14 protein-coding genes are annotated in these 14,618 nt (G+C 73.5%); 6 read left to right on the top strand and 8 right to left on the bottom strand.

From position 1 onward, the window contains the following. Together K4S16_RS22750 and K4S16_RS22745 are read left to right on the top strand one after the other, a co-directional pair. Window positions 1–444, top strand: coding sequence for a DUF742 domain-containing protein (locus K4S16_RS22750; RefSeq protein WP_149261014.1), 444 nt, complete (start codon window positions 1–3; stop codon window positions 442–444). Beyond that, on the top strand, window positions 425–1,057 hold the full coding sequence (locus K4S16_RS22745) for an ATP/GTP-binding protein (RefSeq protein ID WP_149261013.1): 633 nt from the start codon (window positions 425–427) through the stop codon (window positions 1,055–1,057). Before K4S16_RS22750 ends, K4S16_RS22745 begins: the two co-directional genes overlap by 20 nt. A gap of 34 nt (window positions 1,058–1,091) precedes the next feature. Here K4S16_RS22745 and K4S16_RS22740 read toward each other — a convergent pair whose 3' ends face one another. Continuing rightward, window positions 1,092–1,598 carry a helix-turn-helix domain-containing protein gene (locus K4S16_RS22740; protein WP_200842039.1) on the bottom strand — a complete coding sequence of 169 codons (507 nt, stop codon included), beginning with the start codon at window positions 1,596–1,598 and terminating at the stop codon, window positions 1,092–1,094. 65 nt (window positions 1,599–1,663) lie between these two features. Between K4S16_RS22740 and K4S16_RS22735 the strand changes: the two genes are divergently transcribed. Then, entirely contained in the window at window positions 1,664–3,103 is a 1,440-nt protein-coding gene (locus K4S16_RS22735) for an MFS transporter (protein ID WP_149261012.1), read from the top strand. A 422-nt stretch (window positions 3,104–3,525) separates the two neighbouring features. On the opposite strand, the gene K4S16_RS22730 is transcribed toward K4S16_RS22735, so the two are convergent. The 3 genes from K4S16_RS22730 to K4S16_RS22720 form a co-directional block, all read right to left on the bottom strand. Continuing rightward, complete coding sequence (locus K4S16_RS22730) at window positions 3,526–3,759, bottom strand: helix-turn-helix transcriptional regulator (RefSeq protein WP_149261011.1); 234 nt, start codon at window positions 3,757–3,759, stop codon at window positions 3,526–3,528. Next, a complete protein-coding gene (locus tag K4S16_RS22725) occupies window positions 3,759–4,364 on the bottom strand; it encodes a DUF2975 domain-containing protein (protein ID WP_149261010.1) in 606 nt (201 codons plus the stop codon). Before K4S16_RS22725 ends, K4S16_RS22730 begins: the two co-directional genes overlap by 1 nt. A gap of 147 nt (window positions 4,365–4,511) precedes the next feature. After that, complete coding sequence (locus K4S16_RS22720; RefSeq protein ID WP_149261009.1) at window positions 4,512–5,081, bottom strand: hypothetical protein; 570 nt, start codon at window positions 5,079–5,081, stop codon at window positions 4,512–4,514. Between the two features lie 131 nt (window positions 5,082–5,212). Between K4S16_RS22720 and K4S16_RS22715 the strand changes: the two genes are divergently transcribed. After that, entirely contained in the window at window positions 5,213–6,514 is a 1,302-nt protein-coding gene (locus tag K4S16_RS22715; protein ID WP_235036993.1) for a transposase, read from the top strand. Here K4S16_RS22715 and K4S16_RS22710 read toward each other — a convergent pair. Further along, window positions 6,435–7,688 carry a protein kinase gene (locus K4S16_RS22710; RefSeq protein WP_149261008.1) on the bottom strand — a complete coding sequence of 418 codons (1,254 nt, stop codon included), beginning with the start codon at window positions 7,686–7,688 and terminating at the stop codon, window positions 6,435–6,437. The two genes, K4S16_RS22715 and K4S16_RS22710, sit on opposite strands and share 80 nt — an antisense overlap. A 251-nt stretch (window positions 7,689–7,939) precedes the next feature. On the opposite strand from K4S16_RS22710, the gene K4S16_RS22705 reads away from it, so the two are divergent. Then, window positions 7,940–8,770 carry a DUF6338 family protein gene (locus K4S16_RS22705; RefSeq protein WP_149261007.1) on the top strand — a complete coding sequence of 277 codons (831 nt, stop codon included), beginning with the start codon at window positions 7,940–7,942 and terminating at the stop codon, window positions 8,768–8,770. Window positions 8,771–8,773: 3 nt separating this feature from the next. Here the strand turns inward: K4S16_RS22705 and K4S16_RS22700 are convergent, their stop codons facing one another. Continuing rightward, on the bottom strand, window positions 8,774–12,316 hold the full coding sequence (locus tag K4S16_RS22700; protein ID WP_268843267.1) for an indolepyruvate ferredoxin oxidoreductase family protein: 3,543 nt from the start codon (window positions 12,314–12,316) through the stop codon (window positions 8,774–8,776). A 67-nt stretch (window positions 12,317–12,383) separates the two neighbouring features. Between K4S16_RS22700 and K4S16_RS22695 the strand changes: the two genes are divergently transcribed. Next, window positions 12,384–12,884 carry an Lrp/AsnC family transcriptional regulator gene (locus tag K4S16_RS22695; RefSeq protein ID WP_235036992.1) on the top strand — a complete coding sequence of 167 codons (501 nt, stop codon included), beginning with the start codon at window positions 12,384–12,386 and terminating at the stop codon, window positions 12,882–12,884. A 24-nt stretch (window positions 12,885–12,908) separates the two neighbouring features. Here K4S16_RS22695 and K4S16_RS22690 read toward each other — a convergent pair whose 3' ends face one another. Both K4S16_RS22690 and K4S16_RS22685 read right to left on the bottom strand, forming a co-directional pair. Then, window positions 12,909–13,595, bottom strand: coding sequence for a hypothetical protein (locus tag K4S16_RS22690; RefSeq protein WP_149261004.1), 687 nt, complete (start codon window positions 13,593–13,595; stop codon window positions 12,909–12,911). A gap of 225 nt (window positions 13,596–13,820) precedes the next feature. Further along, window positions 13,821–14,600, bottom strand: a complete 780-nt coding sequence (locus K4S16_RS22685) for an SDR family NAD(P)-dependent oxidoreductase (protein WP_149261003.1) — start codon at window positions 14,598–14,600, stop codon at window positions 13,821–13,823. Window positions 14,601–14,618 lie beyond the last annotated feature (18 nt).

Here is a 14,618-nt window from a genome sequence, read left to right as displayed (position 1 = left end):
ATGGACCCCAGTAGCGGGCCCGGTGCTCCCCGGGGTCCCGGCCGGGAACGGTGGCTCGACGCCGCCGCCGGGCCGATCGTCCGCCCCTACGCGGTGACGCGCGGCCGCACCCGGCCGAGCGGCGAGCCGCTCGACATCGTGGCGATCCTCGTCGCGACCGGGCGGCCGCCGCCCGAGCCCGGCCGGCTCTCCCGCCAGCAGCGCGGGCTGCTGGCGCTGTGCCGGCGCCCGCACGCCCTCGCCGACCTCGCCTCGGACCTGAACCTGCCGTTCGGGGTGATCCGGGTGCTGGCCGGCGACCTGATCGACTCCGGCCTCCTGGAAGTCCAGCGATGGTCCCCGGCGCCGTCGCCGTCCGGGCCGTTCGGCCAGGCGACCGCCATCCAGCCGCACAACGACCCGAACCTGCTCAGGAGGGTGCTCGATGAACTCCGCGCGCTCTGACGCCCCGCCCCCCGCCGCGGCGGCCCCGGACGAGCCCGACGAACGGGCGGACGGCCCGCGCGTCGCACTGAAGATCCTGGTCGCCGGAGGGTTCGGCGTCGGGAAGACGACGCTGGTCGGCGCGGTCAGCGAGATCCGGCCGCTGCGCACCGAGGAGGCGCTGACGGACGTGAGCGTCGGCGTCGACGACCTCGACGGCGTGGCCGCCAAGACCACCACGACCGTGGCGATGGACTTCGGCCGCATCACGCTGCGCGACGGCGTCGCCATCTACCTGTTCGGCACGCCCGGCCAGGAGCGGTTCTGGTTCATGTGGAACGAGCTGTCGCGCGGCGCGCTCGGCGCGGTCGTGCTCGCCGACACGCGGCGGCTGATGGCGAGCTTCGCCTCGATCGACTACTTCGAGCGCAAGGGCACGCCGTTCATCGTCGCCGTCAACTGCTTCGACGACGCCGACCGCTACGAGCCGCCCGAGATCCGGTCGGCGCTGGACATCGACCCCCACGTCCCCGTCCTGCTGTGCGACGCGCGCCGGACGGTGTCGGCGAAGCAGGTGCTCGTGTCGCTGGTCGAGCACGCCCTGCGGCTCGCCGGCGGCACCCGGCATCCCTGACCGCCGGCCCGTCGCGGGACCGGCCCGCCGCCGGTCAGCCCCCGGTTCCGCCGGGCTCGTCGTCCGCCGTGCTCGGCGGCCCCATGACGATCTCGTCCACCGCCACGTCGTGGCCGTCGGCGCATCTGACCTGCGCCGTCACGCGCTCGTCGCAGCGGGCGTGCGTCAGCATGACCTGGCGCCCCTCCTCGTGGGGAAGGTAGGTCTCGCCCCATTCCATGAGGCTGACGAGGGTGGGCGCGAGGTCCAGGCCCATCTTCGTCAGGTGGTACTCGTAGCGCGTGCGCTGCCCCGGCTCCTGGTAGGGCTCCCTGGTGAGCAGGCCGGCGTCGACGAGATGGCGCAGCCGGGCGGTGACGGCCGACTCCGTCATGCCGAGGTTGCGCACGAAGTCGCCGAATCGGTTGGTCCCGAAGAAGGCCTCGCTGAGCACCAGCACCGCCGACGGCGGGCCGAGCGCGGCGAGCGTCCTCGCGACCGGGCAGTTCTGCATCGACCAGGTCTCGCGGTCGGCGAAGTGCCCTTCCAGTGTGATTGTCACCGTTCCACTATAAACCTGCTGACTTTGCTTGACCAAAGTCAGGGGGCTCGCTAGCCTCCCTGACTATGGTGGAACAAAGTCAGGTGCGCGGCGCGGGCCGGGTCCGCAGGGGGCCGGTGCTCGCGGTGCTCTCCGTCGCCTCCTTCATGGCGGGCCTCGACCTGTTCATCGTCAACGTGGCGTTCACCGACATCGGCCGCGACTTCGCCGGGGAGTCGATGGCCGACCTGTCGTGGGTGCTCAACGGGTACGCGATCGCCTTCGCCGCGCTGCTCGTGCCGCTCGGCAGGCTCGCCGACCGCTACGGCCGCAAGGCGGGCCTCGTCCTCGGCCTCACCGTCTTCACCCTCGCCTCCCAGGCGTGCGCCGCGGCCCCCTCGCTGTGGTGGCTCGTCGCCTTCCGCGTCGTCCAGGCCGCGGGCGCCGCGGCGCTCATCCCCACCAGCCTCGGCCTGCTGCTGTCGGCGTTCCCGGCGGAGCGGCGCGGCGGCGCGGTGCGGATCTGGTCGGCGGCCTCGGCGATCGCCGCCGCGGCCGGGCCCGCCGTCGGCGGCGTCCTCGTCGACGCCTCCTGGCGCTGGGTGTTCGAGGTCAACGTCCCCATCGGGATCGCGGCGGTGCTGCTCGCGGCCCGGCTCGTCCCCGACTCGCGCGAGGGCGCCACCGCCCGCGTCCCCGACCTGGCCGGCACGGCCGTGGCCACCGCGGCGATCGCGCTGCTGGCGCTCGGCCTCGTCAAGATCAACGACTGGCCGGGCGAGCGGACCACCGTCGTGGTCGCCGCCGCGCTGCTCGCGCTCACCTGGTTCTGGCTGCGCTCCCTGCGCCACCCCGCACCGGTGATCGAGCCCGCGCTCCTCGCCGTCCGCACCTTCTTCTGGTCCAACGCCGCGGTGCTGCTGTTCACCGTCGCGTTCGCCGCCAACCTGCTGCTCGGCGTCCTGTGGATGCAGCAGGTCTGGCACTACTCGCCCATCCGCACCGGGCTCGCCGTCGCGCCCGGCCCGCTGATGGTCCCCGTCATGGCGCTCATCGCCGGACGCCTCGCGGCCGCGCGCGTCCCGGTCGGGCTGATCACCGCCGTCGGGTGCATGCTCTGCGCCTTCGGCGTCGTCCTGATCGCGATGAGCCTCGGCCCCGCGCCGGCCTACGCGTCGGAGATGCTGCCGGGCTGGCTCGTCGGCGGGACGGGCGTCGGCCTGGCCCTGCCCACCATCCTGTCCGCCGCCGCGGTCGAGCTGCCGTCCCACCGCTACGCCACCGGCAGCGCCGTGGTGAACATGAGCCGCCAGATCGGCGCCGTCCTCGGCGTCAGCCTCGCCGTCGCGGTCCTCGGCACCCCGCACGGCTACCCCGGCCTCCACACCGCCTACGTCCACGCTTGGCTGATGGTCGGCGCGTTCATGGTGATCGCCGCGATCACCGCCCTTGGCATGACACCGCGCCGGCCCCGGCCGTCCAGTCCCGTCCCCGAGCCAGAAACGGAAGTGATCGCCCGCGCCTGAAACCCCTCCTTGACACGGGAAACGGGCGAAGCCTTGACCCGGACCGCGAGGCCCGGTTCGTCCGTACCCCGCACAGCAGGCACCTCATCCGGAGAGGTGCCTGCTGTATTTATTGTGTTTTTTGGGCGGTCGGCGCCCGGGGGGCGCCGACCGCCCAAAAAACACGTGCGATTGCTGCATCGCCTCGGCTCGCCTGGCGGCTCACTCGGCGATCAGGTTCTCGCAGGCTCGAACCTGGCTTCGCTCGCAATCGCGACGGTGGAGGTTGTCGGGTGGTTGCTGTGGCGGCTGGGGTTGTCGCGTCCGACGGTGGCCGACCGTGCGGACGGTGCGGTTCGTGCATCGCCTTGTTCGCCTGGCGGCTCACTCGGCGATCTGGTGCTCGTGGGCTCGGACCTGTCGCCCTCGGCGGTTGCGTTCCGTCAAGGGGCTTTGTCTTCGGTGAAGGAGAGGATGTCGCCGGGTTGGCAGCCCAGCTCGCGGCAGAGGGCGCTGAGGGTGGTGAAGCGGATGGCCTTGGCGCGGCCGTTCTTCAGGATGGAGAGGTTGACGGGCGTTACGCCGACGCGTTCGGCCAGCTCGACGAGGGTGATGCCGCGTTCGGCCAGGACGGCGTCCAGGTGGACGGTGATCTGGTGGGGGTCCTCGGGCGGCATCAGACCAGGCCCTCGGTGTCCTCGCGCAGCCGGGCGCCGTGCCCGAACGCCCCGGCCAGCGCGGCGATGAGGATGGCCAGCAGGACGGTCGAGGCCTGGACGGTGAAGCCGATCTCGATCGCGGGCTCGATCGGGGTGCCGCCGACCAGCGCGTTCATCGTGATCATGTCGAGGGCGGGGGCGGCGGTGCCGAGCAGCAGGACGGCGGTGGAGATCGTGAAGAGCCGCCGGATGTTCGCCGGGACGAACACGTCCCCGGAACGGAACGTCGCGGCCATCCGCATCAGGAGCGACAGGATCACGATGATCAGCACGCCCCGGGCGACCTCGGGGGCGGCGAGCAGCACCCGGTCCCACAAGCCGGGGTCGCTGACCGCCAGCTCGGCGTGGTGGGTGCCGCGCAGGGCCGCTCCGCCGGACGCGAGGTGCGGCACCTGCGCGGTGGTGTCGAGGCGGACGTCGCGGGTGTCGATCGGCGGGAAGGGGCCGGTCACGCCGAGGATCGGGAAGAGGACCTGGAACAGCCCGACCAGCAGCAGGCCGAGGCCGATGGCCAGTTCCAGGACGCGGCTGTCGAATCGCGTCCAGAGCGTCTTCGGGGCCATGCGCGTCTCCTTGAGGGGGGCATATCGTTTTTCGATAGTAACGATAAACGATATGTCGCCGTCAAGCCCTCGTCCGTGAACGGACATGGAGGGTCGGGAGAGGCCGATCAGCTCGGTCGGTGGCGGGGCGGGGGAGCGGCCGGGTGGTCAGACGGCCGCGTTGTCGAGGATCAGGCGGAACTGCTCGGCGCGGCCGCCGGTGATCGTGCCCTCGCGGGTGCGGGTGGCGATCTTGTGGCGGAGGCCGGCGACGTCCGCGCGTAGGCGGTCCAGGCTCCGGGCCCGGCGATCGAGGATCCCCTCGATCACGTTGCCGAGGTCTACGCCCACGTCGTCGCGGACCTCTCCCGCGGCCACGCCCTCGTCCACGGCGCGGCGCAGCCTCATCAGGGCGCCGTCGACGCTCATTCCGCGGGGCGGGGCCGTCTCGGGCGGCGTCGTCGGCGGGGGCGGCTCGGCGGGGGGCGGCCAGGGCGTCTGCGAGCCGGTCGTCTCCGGCGGGGACGTCGCGGGCGGGGAGGCCGCCTGGAGCGGGAGCAGCCGGTCCGCGGAGCCGTCCCGGCTGGAGACGGTGTCGCCGATGCCGAGGACGAGCACGGTCGCCGCCACGATCGTGGCGGCGACACCGGCCAGCGCGAGCCAGGGGAAGCGGACGGAGGACGGGGCGCGGGGCAGGTCCTCGCGCCGCCACTTCGCGTTCTCCCGCTCGCCCGTCATCGGTTCTCCTGCGTGGATACCCCGGCATTCGGGCCGGTGAGGAAACGGGCTCTTGCGGGGCAGGTCGGGGAAGCCAGGGTGTTTTGCCGTCCACCGGGTTGGCGCGCACCGAGGCTGCTAGAACGTAGGTCATGGCGCGGCAGGTCAGGCGGGCGTTCAAGTACCGCTTCTACCCCACGAGCGAGCAGGCGGCGGAGCTGTCGCGCACGTTCGGCTGCGTGCGGCTGGTGTACAACAAGGCGCTGGAGGAGCGCACTCGAGCCTGGTACGACGAGCAGCGCCGCGTCTCCTACGCGCAGTCCTCGGCCTTGCTGACGCAGTGGAAGAAGACTCCGGAACTGGCCTTCCTTGCCGAGGTGTCGTGCGTCCCGCTCCAGCAGGCGCTGCGGCACCTTCAGACGGCGTTCGGCAACTTCTTCGCCAAGCGCGCCAGGTATCCGCGGTTCAAGTCGCGCAAGCGGTCGCGTTGCTCGGCCGAGTACACCCGCAGCGCCTTCACCTGGCGCGAGGGGAGGCTGACGCTGGCGAAGATGGCCGAGCCTCTGGCCATCCGCTGGTCGCGTCCGCTGCCCCAGGGTGCGGAGCCGACTACGGTGACCGTTTCCCGCGACAGCGCGGGCCGCTGGTTCGTGTCCCTGCTGTGCCAGGACACCATCTCTGCGGCCCCCGCCACGGAGGCAGTGGTCGGGGTGGACGCCGGGATCACTTCCCTGGTGGTGCTGTCGTCCGGGGAGAAGGTCGACAATCCCCGGCACGAGCGCCGTGACCACGGCCGCCTGGCCAAGGCGCAGCGGAACCTGGCCCGCAAGGCCCCCGGTTCGGCGAACAGGGACAAAGCCCGCCGCAAGGTCGCCCGCGTCCACGCGCGGATCGCCGACCGGCGCCGCGACGTGCTGCACAAGCTGTCGACCCGTCTCGTCCGTGAGAACCAAACGGTCGTGATCGAAGACCTCGCCGTCGGCAACCTGCTCAAGAACCGCGGGCTCGCACGCGCCATCTCCGATGCCGCGTGGCGGGAACTGCGGTCGATGCTGGAGTACAAGTGCGCCTGGTACGGGCGCGAGCTGGTCGTGGTCGACCGCTGGTTCCCTTCCTCCAAGCTGTGCGGAACCTGCGGAACCGTCCGCGCCAAGCTGCCGCTGGACGTCCGCGAATGGACGTGCGAGTGCGGCGCGGTGCATGACCGCGACGTGAACGCGGCGCGCAACATCCTGGCCGCCGGGCTGGCGGTGTCGGCCTGTGGAGACGGTGTAAGACCTCAACGGGACTCCTCCCGGACGGGGCACTCGTCGGCGAAGCAGGAAACCCGGCGGGCGACCGCTGGAATCCTCCGCCTTCAGGCGGGAGAGGAAGTCAAGCTTGCACGGTGGCGAGGACGCGGTTCAGTTCGTCCGCGAGCTCGGGGGACAGGCCGCGCTCCCGCAGCCGGGTGACGATCTTGTCGTGCAGTTCGGCGATGCGGCCGCCCACGTCGACGTCGCGGTCGGCGGTGAGGTCGTTCTCCAGGTTCGTGATGACGTTGTTGAGGTCGATCGCGACGTCGGAGCGGATCTTCCCGGAGGCGTAGCCGCGGCTGACGATGGGACGCAGCCGTCCCAGCGCGTCGGTGACGCGGGGGCCGCCCTCCGGCGGCGGCGTTTGCGGCGTGCGCACCGTGGGTGCCGGGGCCTCGGCCGAGGGGGCGGTGCTCGTCCGCGCCGGGGGCGCGACGGCGACCGGGGAGCGCGGCGCCGACAGCACGACCGCGGCGGCGGCCGTGACCGGAATGGCCGCCACGAGGGCGAACGCGGCGAGGCGGGCGCCTCCGCGGCGGGCCGGCGGAGGCGGTGGGGGAGGCGGGGGCAGGGCCCTGGTGCGGTCGTCGCTTGGCAAAGCCGTGCGGGAGACGGTGAAGACGGCGTTCGACGGCTCCTCGTCGCGGCCGAGGAGAGCGGCGACCTCGGCGGCGGACGGGGCGTCCCGGCCCATGCAGCGGGCGGCGAGCGCGGACAGGTCCTCGGGCGCCCCGGGCGCGACGCAGGCGGCGATGACGGCGCCGAGCGCGCGCACGTCGGCGGCCCTCGCGGCGGCGGGGAAGCCGTCCGCGTCCTCCGCGCCCTCGCGCGTGCGGGCGCCGCGGACGACGGCGCCGATGCCGGTGTCGACCACTTTCACGTCGGCCCCGGCATCGCCGTGGACGAGCATGACCTTCTCCGGCCGCAGATCGCCGTGCGTCACGCCCGCGGCGTGCGCGACCTCCAGGGCGCCCGCGATCTGGCCGCAGACGGCGGCCGCCTCGGGCGCCGGGAGCGGCCCGCGCCGCAGCCGGTCGGCGAGGGTCTCGCCGACCAGGAACTCGGTCACGACGAAGGACGCGAGCCGACCGGACGCGTCGCGGGTCTGGTCGCTGTCGTAGACCGTCTCCAGCGCGGCGTGGGACAGCGCGGCGGCGCGGTTCACGCCGCGCCGGAAGGCCCGGTTCGGGCCGGTGCGCGCGGGCGCCAGGACCTTCACCGCGACGGGACGTCCCAGGAGTTCGTCCCAGCCGCGCCAAACCTCCATCGCCCCGCCGTCGTCGAGGCGCTCCACGAGGCGGTAGCGCTCCGTCAGCCGCAAGCCCGATTCCACTCGACGTCACCCTCGTCGCACTCCGGTGCCGGGCGTGGTCCCCGGCTCGCCAGGAGGTACGCACCGCGGGCGCGGCGGGGTTCGACCGGTCCACCTCGACCCGGGGCCGGTGCGCGGCGAAGGCCTTTCCGAACGGCTCCGGGAAATGGAACGGCAATTGGACCGGGAGTCAGGTGTCTCGATATTGAGAATCCCCGGTCCAACTGACAGGATCTGTACCTCATGACCCCCGACTCAGGGCAGGGGTGACCATGACCGAAGGCTCTATTGCCGTGCCTGTCGCGCTGCTGGCATTGGCGGCGGTGCCGGGCCTGCATTTCGATCTGGTGCGCGGCCGCCGGGAACGGGCCCGACCCGGAGACGCGCTGCCGCGGCTGTCCCGCGCGGTGGTCGCCGGGGTGGTGGTCACGACGGTGACGTCGATCCTGCTGGGCGTGCTGGGGCAGTCCGCCGTGCCGAGCCCCCGCCTCCTCCTGGACGAGGGCGGCGGCGCGGTCCCGACCCTTGCCGCGGCCTGGGCGGTGTGCTGTTTCCTCGCGATTTCCCTGACGCTTTCCTCGCTGGCAGCGGCAGTTCTCGCGCGCCTGGAGAATCTTCCCGGGCCGCTGCCCGCCGCGGCCCGTCCGGCAACCGGCCCGCGCGCCGATTACGCCGACCGCGACGTCGAACTCGAAATCACGTTGAACAGCGGAGAGACCTTTCGCGGACTCCTCGGCGAGGAATCGGCGGCGCGCGGGCCCGACCTGTCCTTCATCACCCTGTGCGGCCCCATCTTCCAGCTCGACGGGCACGGCGGCCCGCTGCCGCTGGACGCGCTGCACTGGGACCGGATGGTCGTGCCGACGCGGGCGGTCAACAGCGTCCTGGTGCGCCCGGTGGAGGAGCAGCCGCCCCCGCCGCAGGCGCTGCGCGGCGTCCCGTCCCGGCACTCCGCGCCGCGCCTGCGCCCGGCCGACCAGCTCAAGATCTTCGTCGAGCAGTGCTACGCGTGCCGGCTCGTGCCCGGCGCGCTGGTCAAGCTGCTGGCCCTGGAGCTGGTGGTGATCGCGCTGGCCGGGGCGCTGGCCGGCGCGATCACCTGAGCGTCACACCCGGCTGGGCGACCGCTCGGCCCGCCACGCGGCGAGCTGCTCGCGCAGGCTCTCCTCGTACAGGGCGACGTTCGCGGTCTTGACGTCCTCGTAGCCGCGGATCATGTCGGGCAGCTCGGCGATCCGCACGGCGGCGTCGAGGCGGCCGTCCCCGGCGGCCCCCGCCTCCAGCCCGGCCACCAGCTCGTTCACCACCGCGACGTACCCGGTGACGAGGCGCCGCTCGGCGCGCCGCTGCGCGGTGGCGCCGAACGGGTCGAGCGGAGTGCCGCGCAGCCGCCGCATCGCGCGCAGCGCGCGGAACGCGGGCCGGGCCGTCCGGCGCAGCGCGATCTTCCTGTCCACCCCGACGGCCCGCAGCAGCGGCGGGTGCAGCATGTACGCGACCGTGGAGCCGGGGCCGAACTGCTCCTCGACGCGCCGGGTGAGCTCCGGGTCGAGGTGCAGGCGGGCCACCTCGTACTCGTCCTTGTAGGCCATCAGCTTGTGCAGGTTCCGCGCCACGGCGACCGCGAGCCGCCGCTCGCCCGCGCCCGCCGCCTCCTCGGCCCTGGCGACGCGCAGGACCGCGTCCAGGTACCGCTTGGCGAGCGCCAGGTTCTGGTACGCGGCGAGGTCGGGCACCCGGATCCGCAGGACGCGGGCGAGCTCGCCGTCCACGCCGGACGCGTCGACGAGGTCCATCGCGGCCGACGCGGTCGAGTCCAGCGGGCGCGGCGCGACCTGCGCGGTCCCCGCCGTGGCGGAGGCGTCCTGGCCCTCCGGTTCGAGCACCAGCCGGCGGCCCGCCCGGAACGCCTGGATGTTCGCCTCCACCTGCACGCCGTTCAGCGTGAGGGCCTCCTCGATCGCCTTCGCCGACAGCGGCAGCAGCCCCGCCTGGTAGGCGGCGCCGACCACCACGAAGTTCGCGGTGGTCGTGCTGCCGAACCAGCGCTCGGCGAGCGCCAGGGCGTCGAGCGCGACCAGGCGGTCCGCCCGGGTGCGCTCGGCGATCTGCTTGACCAGGGACGCGCTCGGCGGCAGCGACGCCGAGGTGTCGACGATCATCCGCCCGGTCGGCACCTCGCTGGTGGACACGACCGCGGCGGTCCGGTCCGGCGCGCAGCGGCGCAGGTTGGTCTCCGAGGTCCCGGCCAGCGAGTCGAACACGAGGTAGGCGTCGGCGCCGCCCGCGCCGACCATGCCCGGCCGGTCCCGGTCGGCCGTCCCGATGCGCAGGTGCGACACGACCGCGCCGGCCTTCTGGCTGAGGCCGGTCTGGTCGAGGGCGCGGGCGTGGCGGCCGTCGATGAGGGCCGCCGTGGCGAGGACCTGGTTGACCGTGACGACGCCGGTGCCGCCGATGCCGACGAGCAGCACGTCCGCCGACTCGGGCCGCTCCGCGGGCTCCTCCAGCTCGCCGATCCGCGGCAGGGTGCGCGCCGCCTTGGGCTTGTCGCCGGGGATGACGGTGACGAACGAGGGGCAGTCGCCGTCGACGCACGAGTAGTCCTTGTTGCAGGACGTCTGGTTGATCTGCGTCTTGCGGCCGAACTCCGTCTCGACCGGCTCCACGCTGAGGCAGTTCGACTTGGTGCCGCAGTCGCCGCACCCCTCGCAGACCGCCTCGTTGATCAGCACGCGGGTCTGCGGGTCGGGGACGAGGCCGCGCTTGCGCTTGCGCCGCGTCTCGGCCGCGCACGCCTGGTCGTACAGCAGCACGGTCACGCCCGGGATCTCGCGCAGCTCCCGCTGGACGGCGTCGAGGTCGTCGCGGTGCCGGACCCGGACGCCGGGCGCCCAGTCGGTGCCGCGCGGGTAGCGGGACGGGTCGTCCGCCACCACCACGATCTTCGCGACGCCCTCGGCGTGCAGCATCCGGGTGATCGCGGCCGGGTCGGAGCCGCCGTCGGCGTCCTGCCCGCCGGTCATCGCCACGGCCGCGTTGTAGAGGAGCTTGAAGGTGATGCTGGTCCCGGCGGCGACGGCCTGCCGGACCGCGAGGCTGCCAGAGTGGAAGAACGTCCCGTCGCCGAGGTTCTGGAACATGTGCTCGGTGTCCGAGAACGGCGCCGCGCCGACCCACATCGCGCCCTCGCCGCCCATCTGCGTGGTGCCGATGCTGCGGTCGGTGAACACGGTCATCACGTGGCAGCCGATGCCGCTCGCCGCGACCGACCCGTCCGGGACGACCGTCGACCGGTTGTGGGGGCAGCCCGAGCAGAAGTACGGGGTGCGCGCCGGGGCGAGCAGGTTGATCTGCGGCTTGCGGGGCTTGAGCACGGCGTCGCGCAGGTCCACGTGCTCCTCGCCGACGCGGTCGGCGAGCAGCCTGGCCAGGGCCTTCACGAGGCGGTCGGCGTCCAGGCCGCCGTCCGTCGGGACCAGGCCGGCGCCGTCCGGGCCGTTCTTGCCGTACACGGCCGGGCGCTCCGCCAGGTCGTACAGGACGTCCCGGATCTGCGTCTCGACGAACGCCCGCTTCTCCTCCACGACGACGATCTCGCGGAGCCCGCGGGCGAACTCGCGGATCCGGTCGGCGTCGAGCGGGTAGATCAGGGCGAGGCGCAGCAGCCGGACGCCCCGGCGGGCCAGGGCCTCGTCGTCCAGTCCCAGCCGGTCGAGGGCCTCGCGCAGCTCCACGTAGGTGCGCCCCGCGGCGACCAGCCCGATCACCGCGTCGCCGGCGGCCCCCTCGATCCGGTCGAGGCCGTTGGCCGCGGCGTAGGCCGTCGCGGCCTCCAGGCGGCCCTGCAGGACCTCCGTTTCGAGGGCGTTCGTGCCCTTCAGGTCGACGCCCGGCTTGCGCGTCGGCTTCCACGGGCGGCCGCGCCACGCGAACTCCGGGTACACCGGGTCGGGCACCGGCTCCACGTCCACGACCTCGTGGGAGTCGGCGACGTCCGTCACGAGCTTGAACCCGGTCCACGCCCCGCTGAACCGGGACATCTCGAACCCGTGCCGTCCGAGGTGCAGCAGGTCGCCCACCGACCCGGGGACGAGCACCGGCATGAACGCCTCGGCGAGCGCGCCCTCCGTCGCCGACGGCAGCGTGGACGACTTCGCGGACGGGTCGTCGCCCACCACCGCGAGCACCCCGCCGCGCTCGGACGTGCCGAGCCAGTTCGCGTGCTTGAACGCGTCCAGCGACCGGTCCACGCCGGGCGCCTTGCCGTACCAGAGCCCGAACACGCCCTCGAACCGCGGCCCCGGCAGGTGCTCGACCAGCTGCGACCCGTACACGGCCGTCGCCGCGAGCTCCTCGTTCACGCCCGGCACGAACCGGATGTCGTGGCCCTCCAGCAGCTTCGCGTCCCGCATGAGCTGCTGGTCGAGGCCGCCGAGCGGGGACCCGCGGTACCCGGACACGAACCCGGCGGTCCGCCAGCCCCGCCGGGTGTCCGCACGGCGCTGCTCGAGCAGCAGCCGGACGAGCGCGTGCACCCCGCCGATCGCGATCCGGCCGCGCTCCAGTTCGAGCCGGTCGCGGAGGGGGGAGGAAGAAACGGTGGTGCTCATGCTTGCATTGAGCCGCCTCTGCTGAGCGGAGTGCAAGATGGTGGGACGATACTTGAGCAGATTGCTCAAGTCAGAACCGAGTTACCCGCCGGAGCTGAGCGTTGTGACCCGTACCACTCTCCTCGACCTGCAGATCCTCCGCCGCCTCGTCGAGCAGCCCCGCATCGGCGTCACGGAACTGGCCGCCAAGCTCGGCATCGCCCGCAACACCGCGCACGCCCGCGTGGAGCGCCTCGAACGCGAGGGCGTCATCGGCCACCGCGGCCGCGAGGTCGACCTCGGCGCCATCGGCTTCGAACTGACGGCCTTCGTCACCCTGGAGGTCGCCCAGGGAAGGCTGCGCGAGGCCGCCGTCGCGCTCTCCGCGATCCCGCGCGTGCTGGAGGTCCTCGGGATCACCGGCCAGGGCGACCTCCTCGTCCGCGCCGTCGCGCCCAACGGCAAGCAGCTCCACGAGGTCATCGACTCGATCCTCGCCTGCCCCGGCGTCCGCCGCAGCACCACCTCGATCGTCCTGACCCACCAGGTCCCGTTCCGCATCGGCCCCCTCCTGGAGGACGAGGAGAAGCGCGCCCGCGCGAAGGCCCGCAAACCGGCCGACTGACGGCACCGGCGGCCCCGGTCCGGGTCAGCGGATCGTGACGCGGACGCTTCCGTACGAGAGGCGCCCGCCGCCGTCCGCATCGACCGCGACGATCAGCGCGGGCCCGGGCTTGAGCGCCTTGTGGAACGGTGTGTCCCACCCGTCCGCGCCACGGATGGATCCCACGGCACCGAGGGTCTCACCGTCCCGCCGCACGACCACGTACGCGGGAGGACTCCCGGTCGCAGCACGCAGGCGCGGGCGCGCGTCCACGGTGGCCCGCGCGGCCGGTTCCAGGATGCGGACGGTTGCGGCGGGCGCGGGATCGACCCGCCCATCGGCGGAGCCGTCCGCCATGGAGTGGACGACGACGGCTCCGGCCGGCCGCAGGCTCCGCTTCTCGACGAGCAGGTAGAGGAACCGGCTGGGCGTGCCGCGCCCCTGCGTGACCTGGCGGACGAGCCTCCACCCCGCGGACCCATGGGAATCCGGGGCGAGCCGAGGGAGCGCGCCGCGCAGACCCCTCACCGAGCCGTACCGCCGCTGCGCCTCAGGCGTCAGCAACCGCCAGGCCGCCCCGGCGTCGCGCCGGGCCATGGCGGCCTGCCACTCGCGCGGCACCCCGCTGATCCCGCTGGTGTCCGGCGGCAGCGCGCACCCGCACCCCCGAGGCCGCGCGGGCTCGGCGAGGACGACCACTGCTGTCGCGACCGCTCCCGCCACTGCAACCATCCCCGCCAGGATCGCGCCCAGAAGCCATCGCCGACCAAGAACCACCCGCCGAACGCCCGCCACCGCCGCCCCCTCACCTCTCCGAACGTCCGCTCGGACGCTCCCGCCGACGCCGAGGTTCCGCGACCGGGCGGAACTCCTGGCCAGTCGGCAGCGCGCCGTTCAGTCGGCAGTGTCTTTGTGGGGGCGACCCCCCACACCCCCCGCCCGACTGAGCGGCGCCGCTCAGTCGGTGAAGATGCCCGCCGTCGCGTTGACGAACGTCGCGGTGATCGCGGCGGCGCCGTCCGAGGCGAGGAAGGCGGCGGTGTCGGCGATCTGGGCGAGCGTGGGGGAGCGGCGCAGCATCCGCATCTCGGCCAGCCGCGTCAGCAGCCTCTCGAAGGCGGCCTCGTCCAGGTCGGCGCCGTGCAGGGCGAGCTTCTCCCGCGTCATCGTCTCGGGGAGCCCGGCCGTCCAGATCCCGACGACGCGGACGCCGCTCGGGCCGCACTCCTGCGCCAGGTTCCGGACGAGGGCGTCGATCGCGGCGTCCGCCGGGCCGGTGCCGCCCATCATCGGGCTGCCCTTGGCCGAGCCGCTGTTCAGCGCGAGGATCACGCCCGAGCCCTGCTCGGACATGTGCCGCGCGGCGGTCCGGGCGGTGAGGAAGTTCGCGGTGATGCCCGTGGTGACGGGGCGCAGGAAGTCCTCGGCCGGCACGGCGGTCAACGGGGTCCCGTGGACGTCGCCGCGCGAGACGAGGTTGAGCGACACGTCCAGGCTCCCGGCCTCCTCCACGACGCGGCGGGCGTGCTCCTCGACGGCCTTCTCGTCCAGCGCGTCCACCACGGCGACCTCGGCACGGCCGCCTGCGGCGGCGATGCCGGCCGCGACCGCCTCCAGGCTCGCGCGGGTCCGGCCGGCCAGGTGGACGGTCGCGCCGTGCCGGGCGAACGTCCGGGCCACCGCGCCGCCGATCGCGCCGCCGCCGCCGTAGATGATCGCGTTCTTGTTCTCCAGCATGTCCTTGCTCCGTTCCTG

The sequence above is a fragment of the Actinomadura sp. K4S16 genome, assembly GCF_008327685.1.
Classification (GTDB): domain Bacteria; phylum Actinomycetota; class Actinomycetes; order Streptosporangiales; family Streptosporangiaceae; genus Spirillospora.
The sequence above is the reverse complement of the archived record's forward strand: the minus strand, read 5'-3'. Positions and strand labels throughout refer to the sequence as shown.

Coding starts and splice junctions, on each gene's coding strand:
- K4S16_RS22750 (WP_149261014.1), top strand. CDS start 1: ATGGACCCCAGTAGCGGGCCCGGTGCTCCCCGGGGTCCCGGCCGGGAA.
- K4S16_RS22745 (WP_149261013.1), top strand. CDS start 425: ATGAACTCCGCGCGCTCTGACGCCCCGCCCCCCGCCGCGGCGGCCCCG.
- K4S16_RS22735 (WP_149261012.1), top strand. CDS start 1,664: ATGGTGGAACAAAGTCAGGTGCGCGGCGCGGGCCGGGTCCGCAGGGGG.
- K4S16_RS22730 (WP_149261011.1), bottom strand. CDS start 3,759: ATGCCGCCCGAGGACCCCCACCAGATCACCGTCCACCTGGACGCCGTC.
- K4S16_RS22725 (WP_149261010.1), bottom strand. CDS start 4,364: ATGGCCCCGAAGACGCTCTGGACGCGATTCGACAGCCGCGTCCTGGAA.
- K4S16_RS22720 (WP_149261009.1), bottom strand. CDS start 5,081: ATGACGGGCGAGCGGGAGAACGCGAAGTGGCGGCGCGAGGACCTGCCC.
- K4S16_RS22715 (WP_235036993.1), top strand. CDS start 5,213: ATGGCGCGGCAGGTCAGGCGGGCGTTCAAGTACCGCTTCTACCCCACG.
- K4S16_RS22705 (WP_149261007.1), top strand. CDS start 7,940: ATGACCGAAGGCTCTATTGCCGTGCCTGTCGCGCTGCTGGCATTGGCG.
- K4S16_RS22690 (WP_149261004.1), bottom strand. CDS start 13,595: ATGGTTGCAGTGGCGGGAGCGGTCGCGACAGCAGTGGTCGTCCTCGCC.
- K4S16_RS22685 (WP_149261003.1), bottom strand. CDS start 14,600: ATGCTGGAGAACAAGAACGCGATCATCTACGGCGGCGGCGGCGCGATC.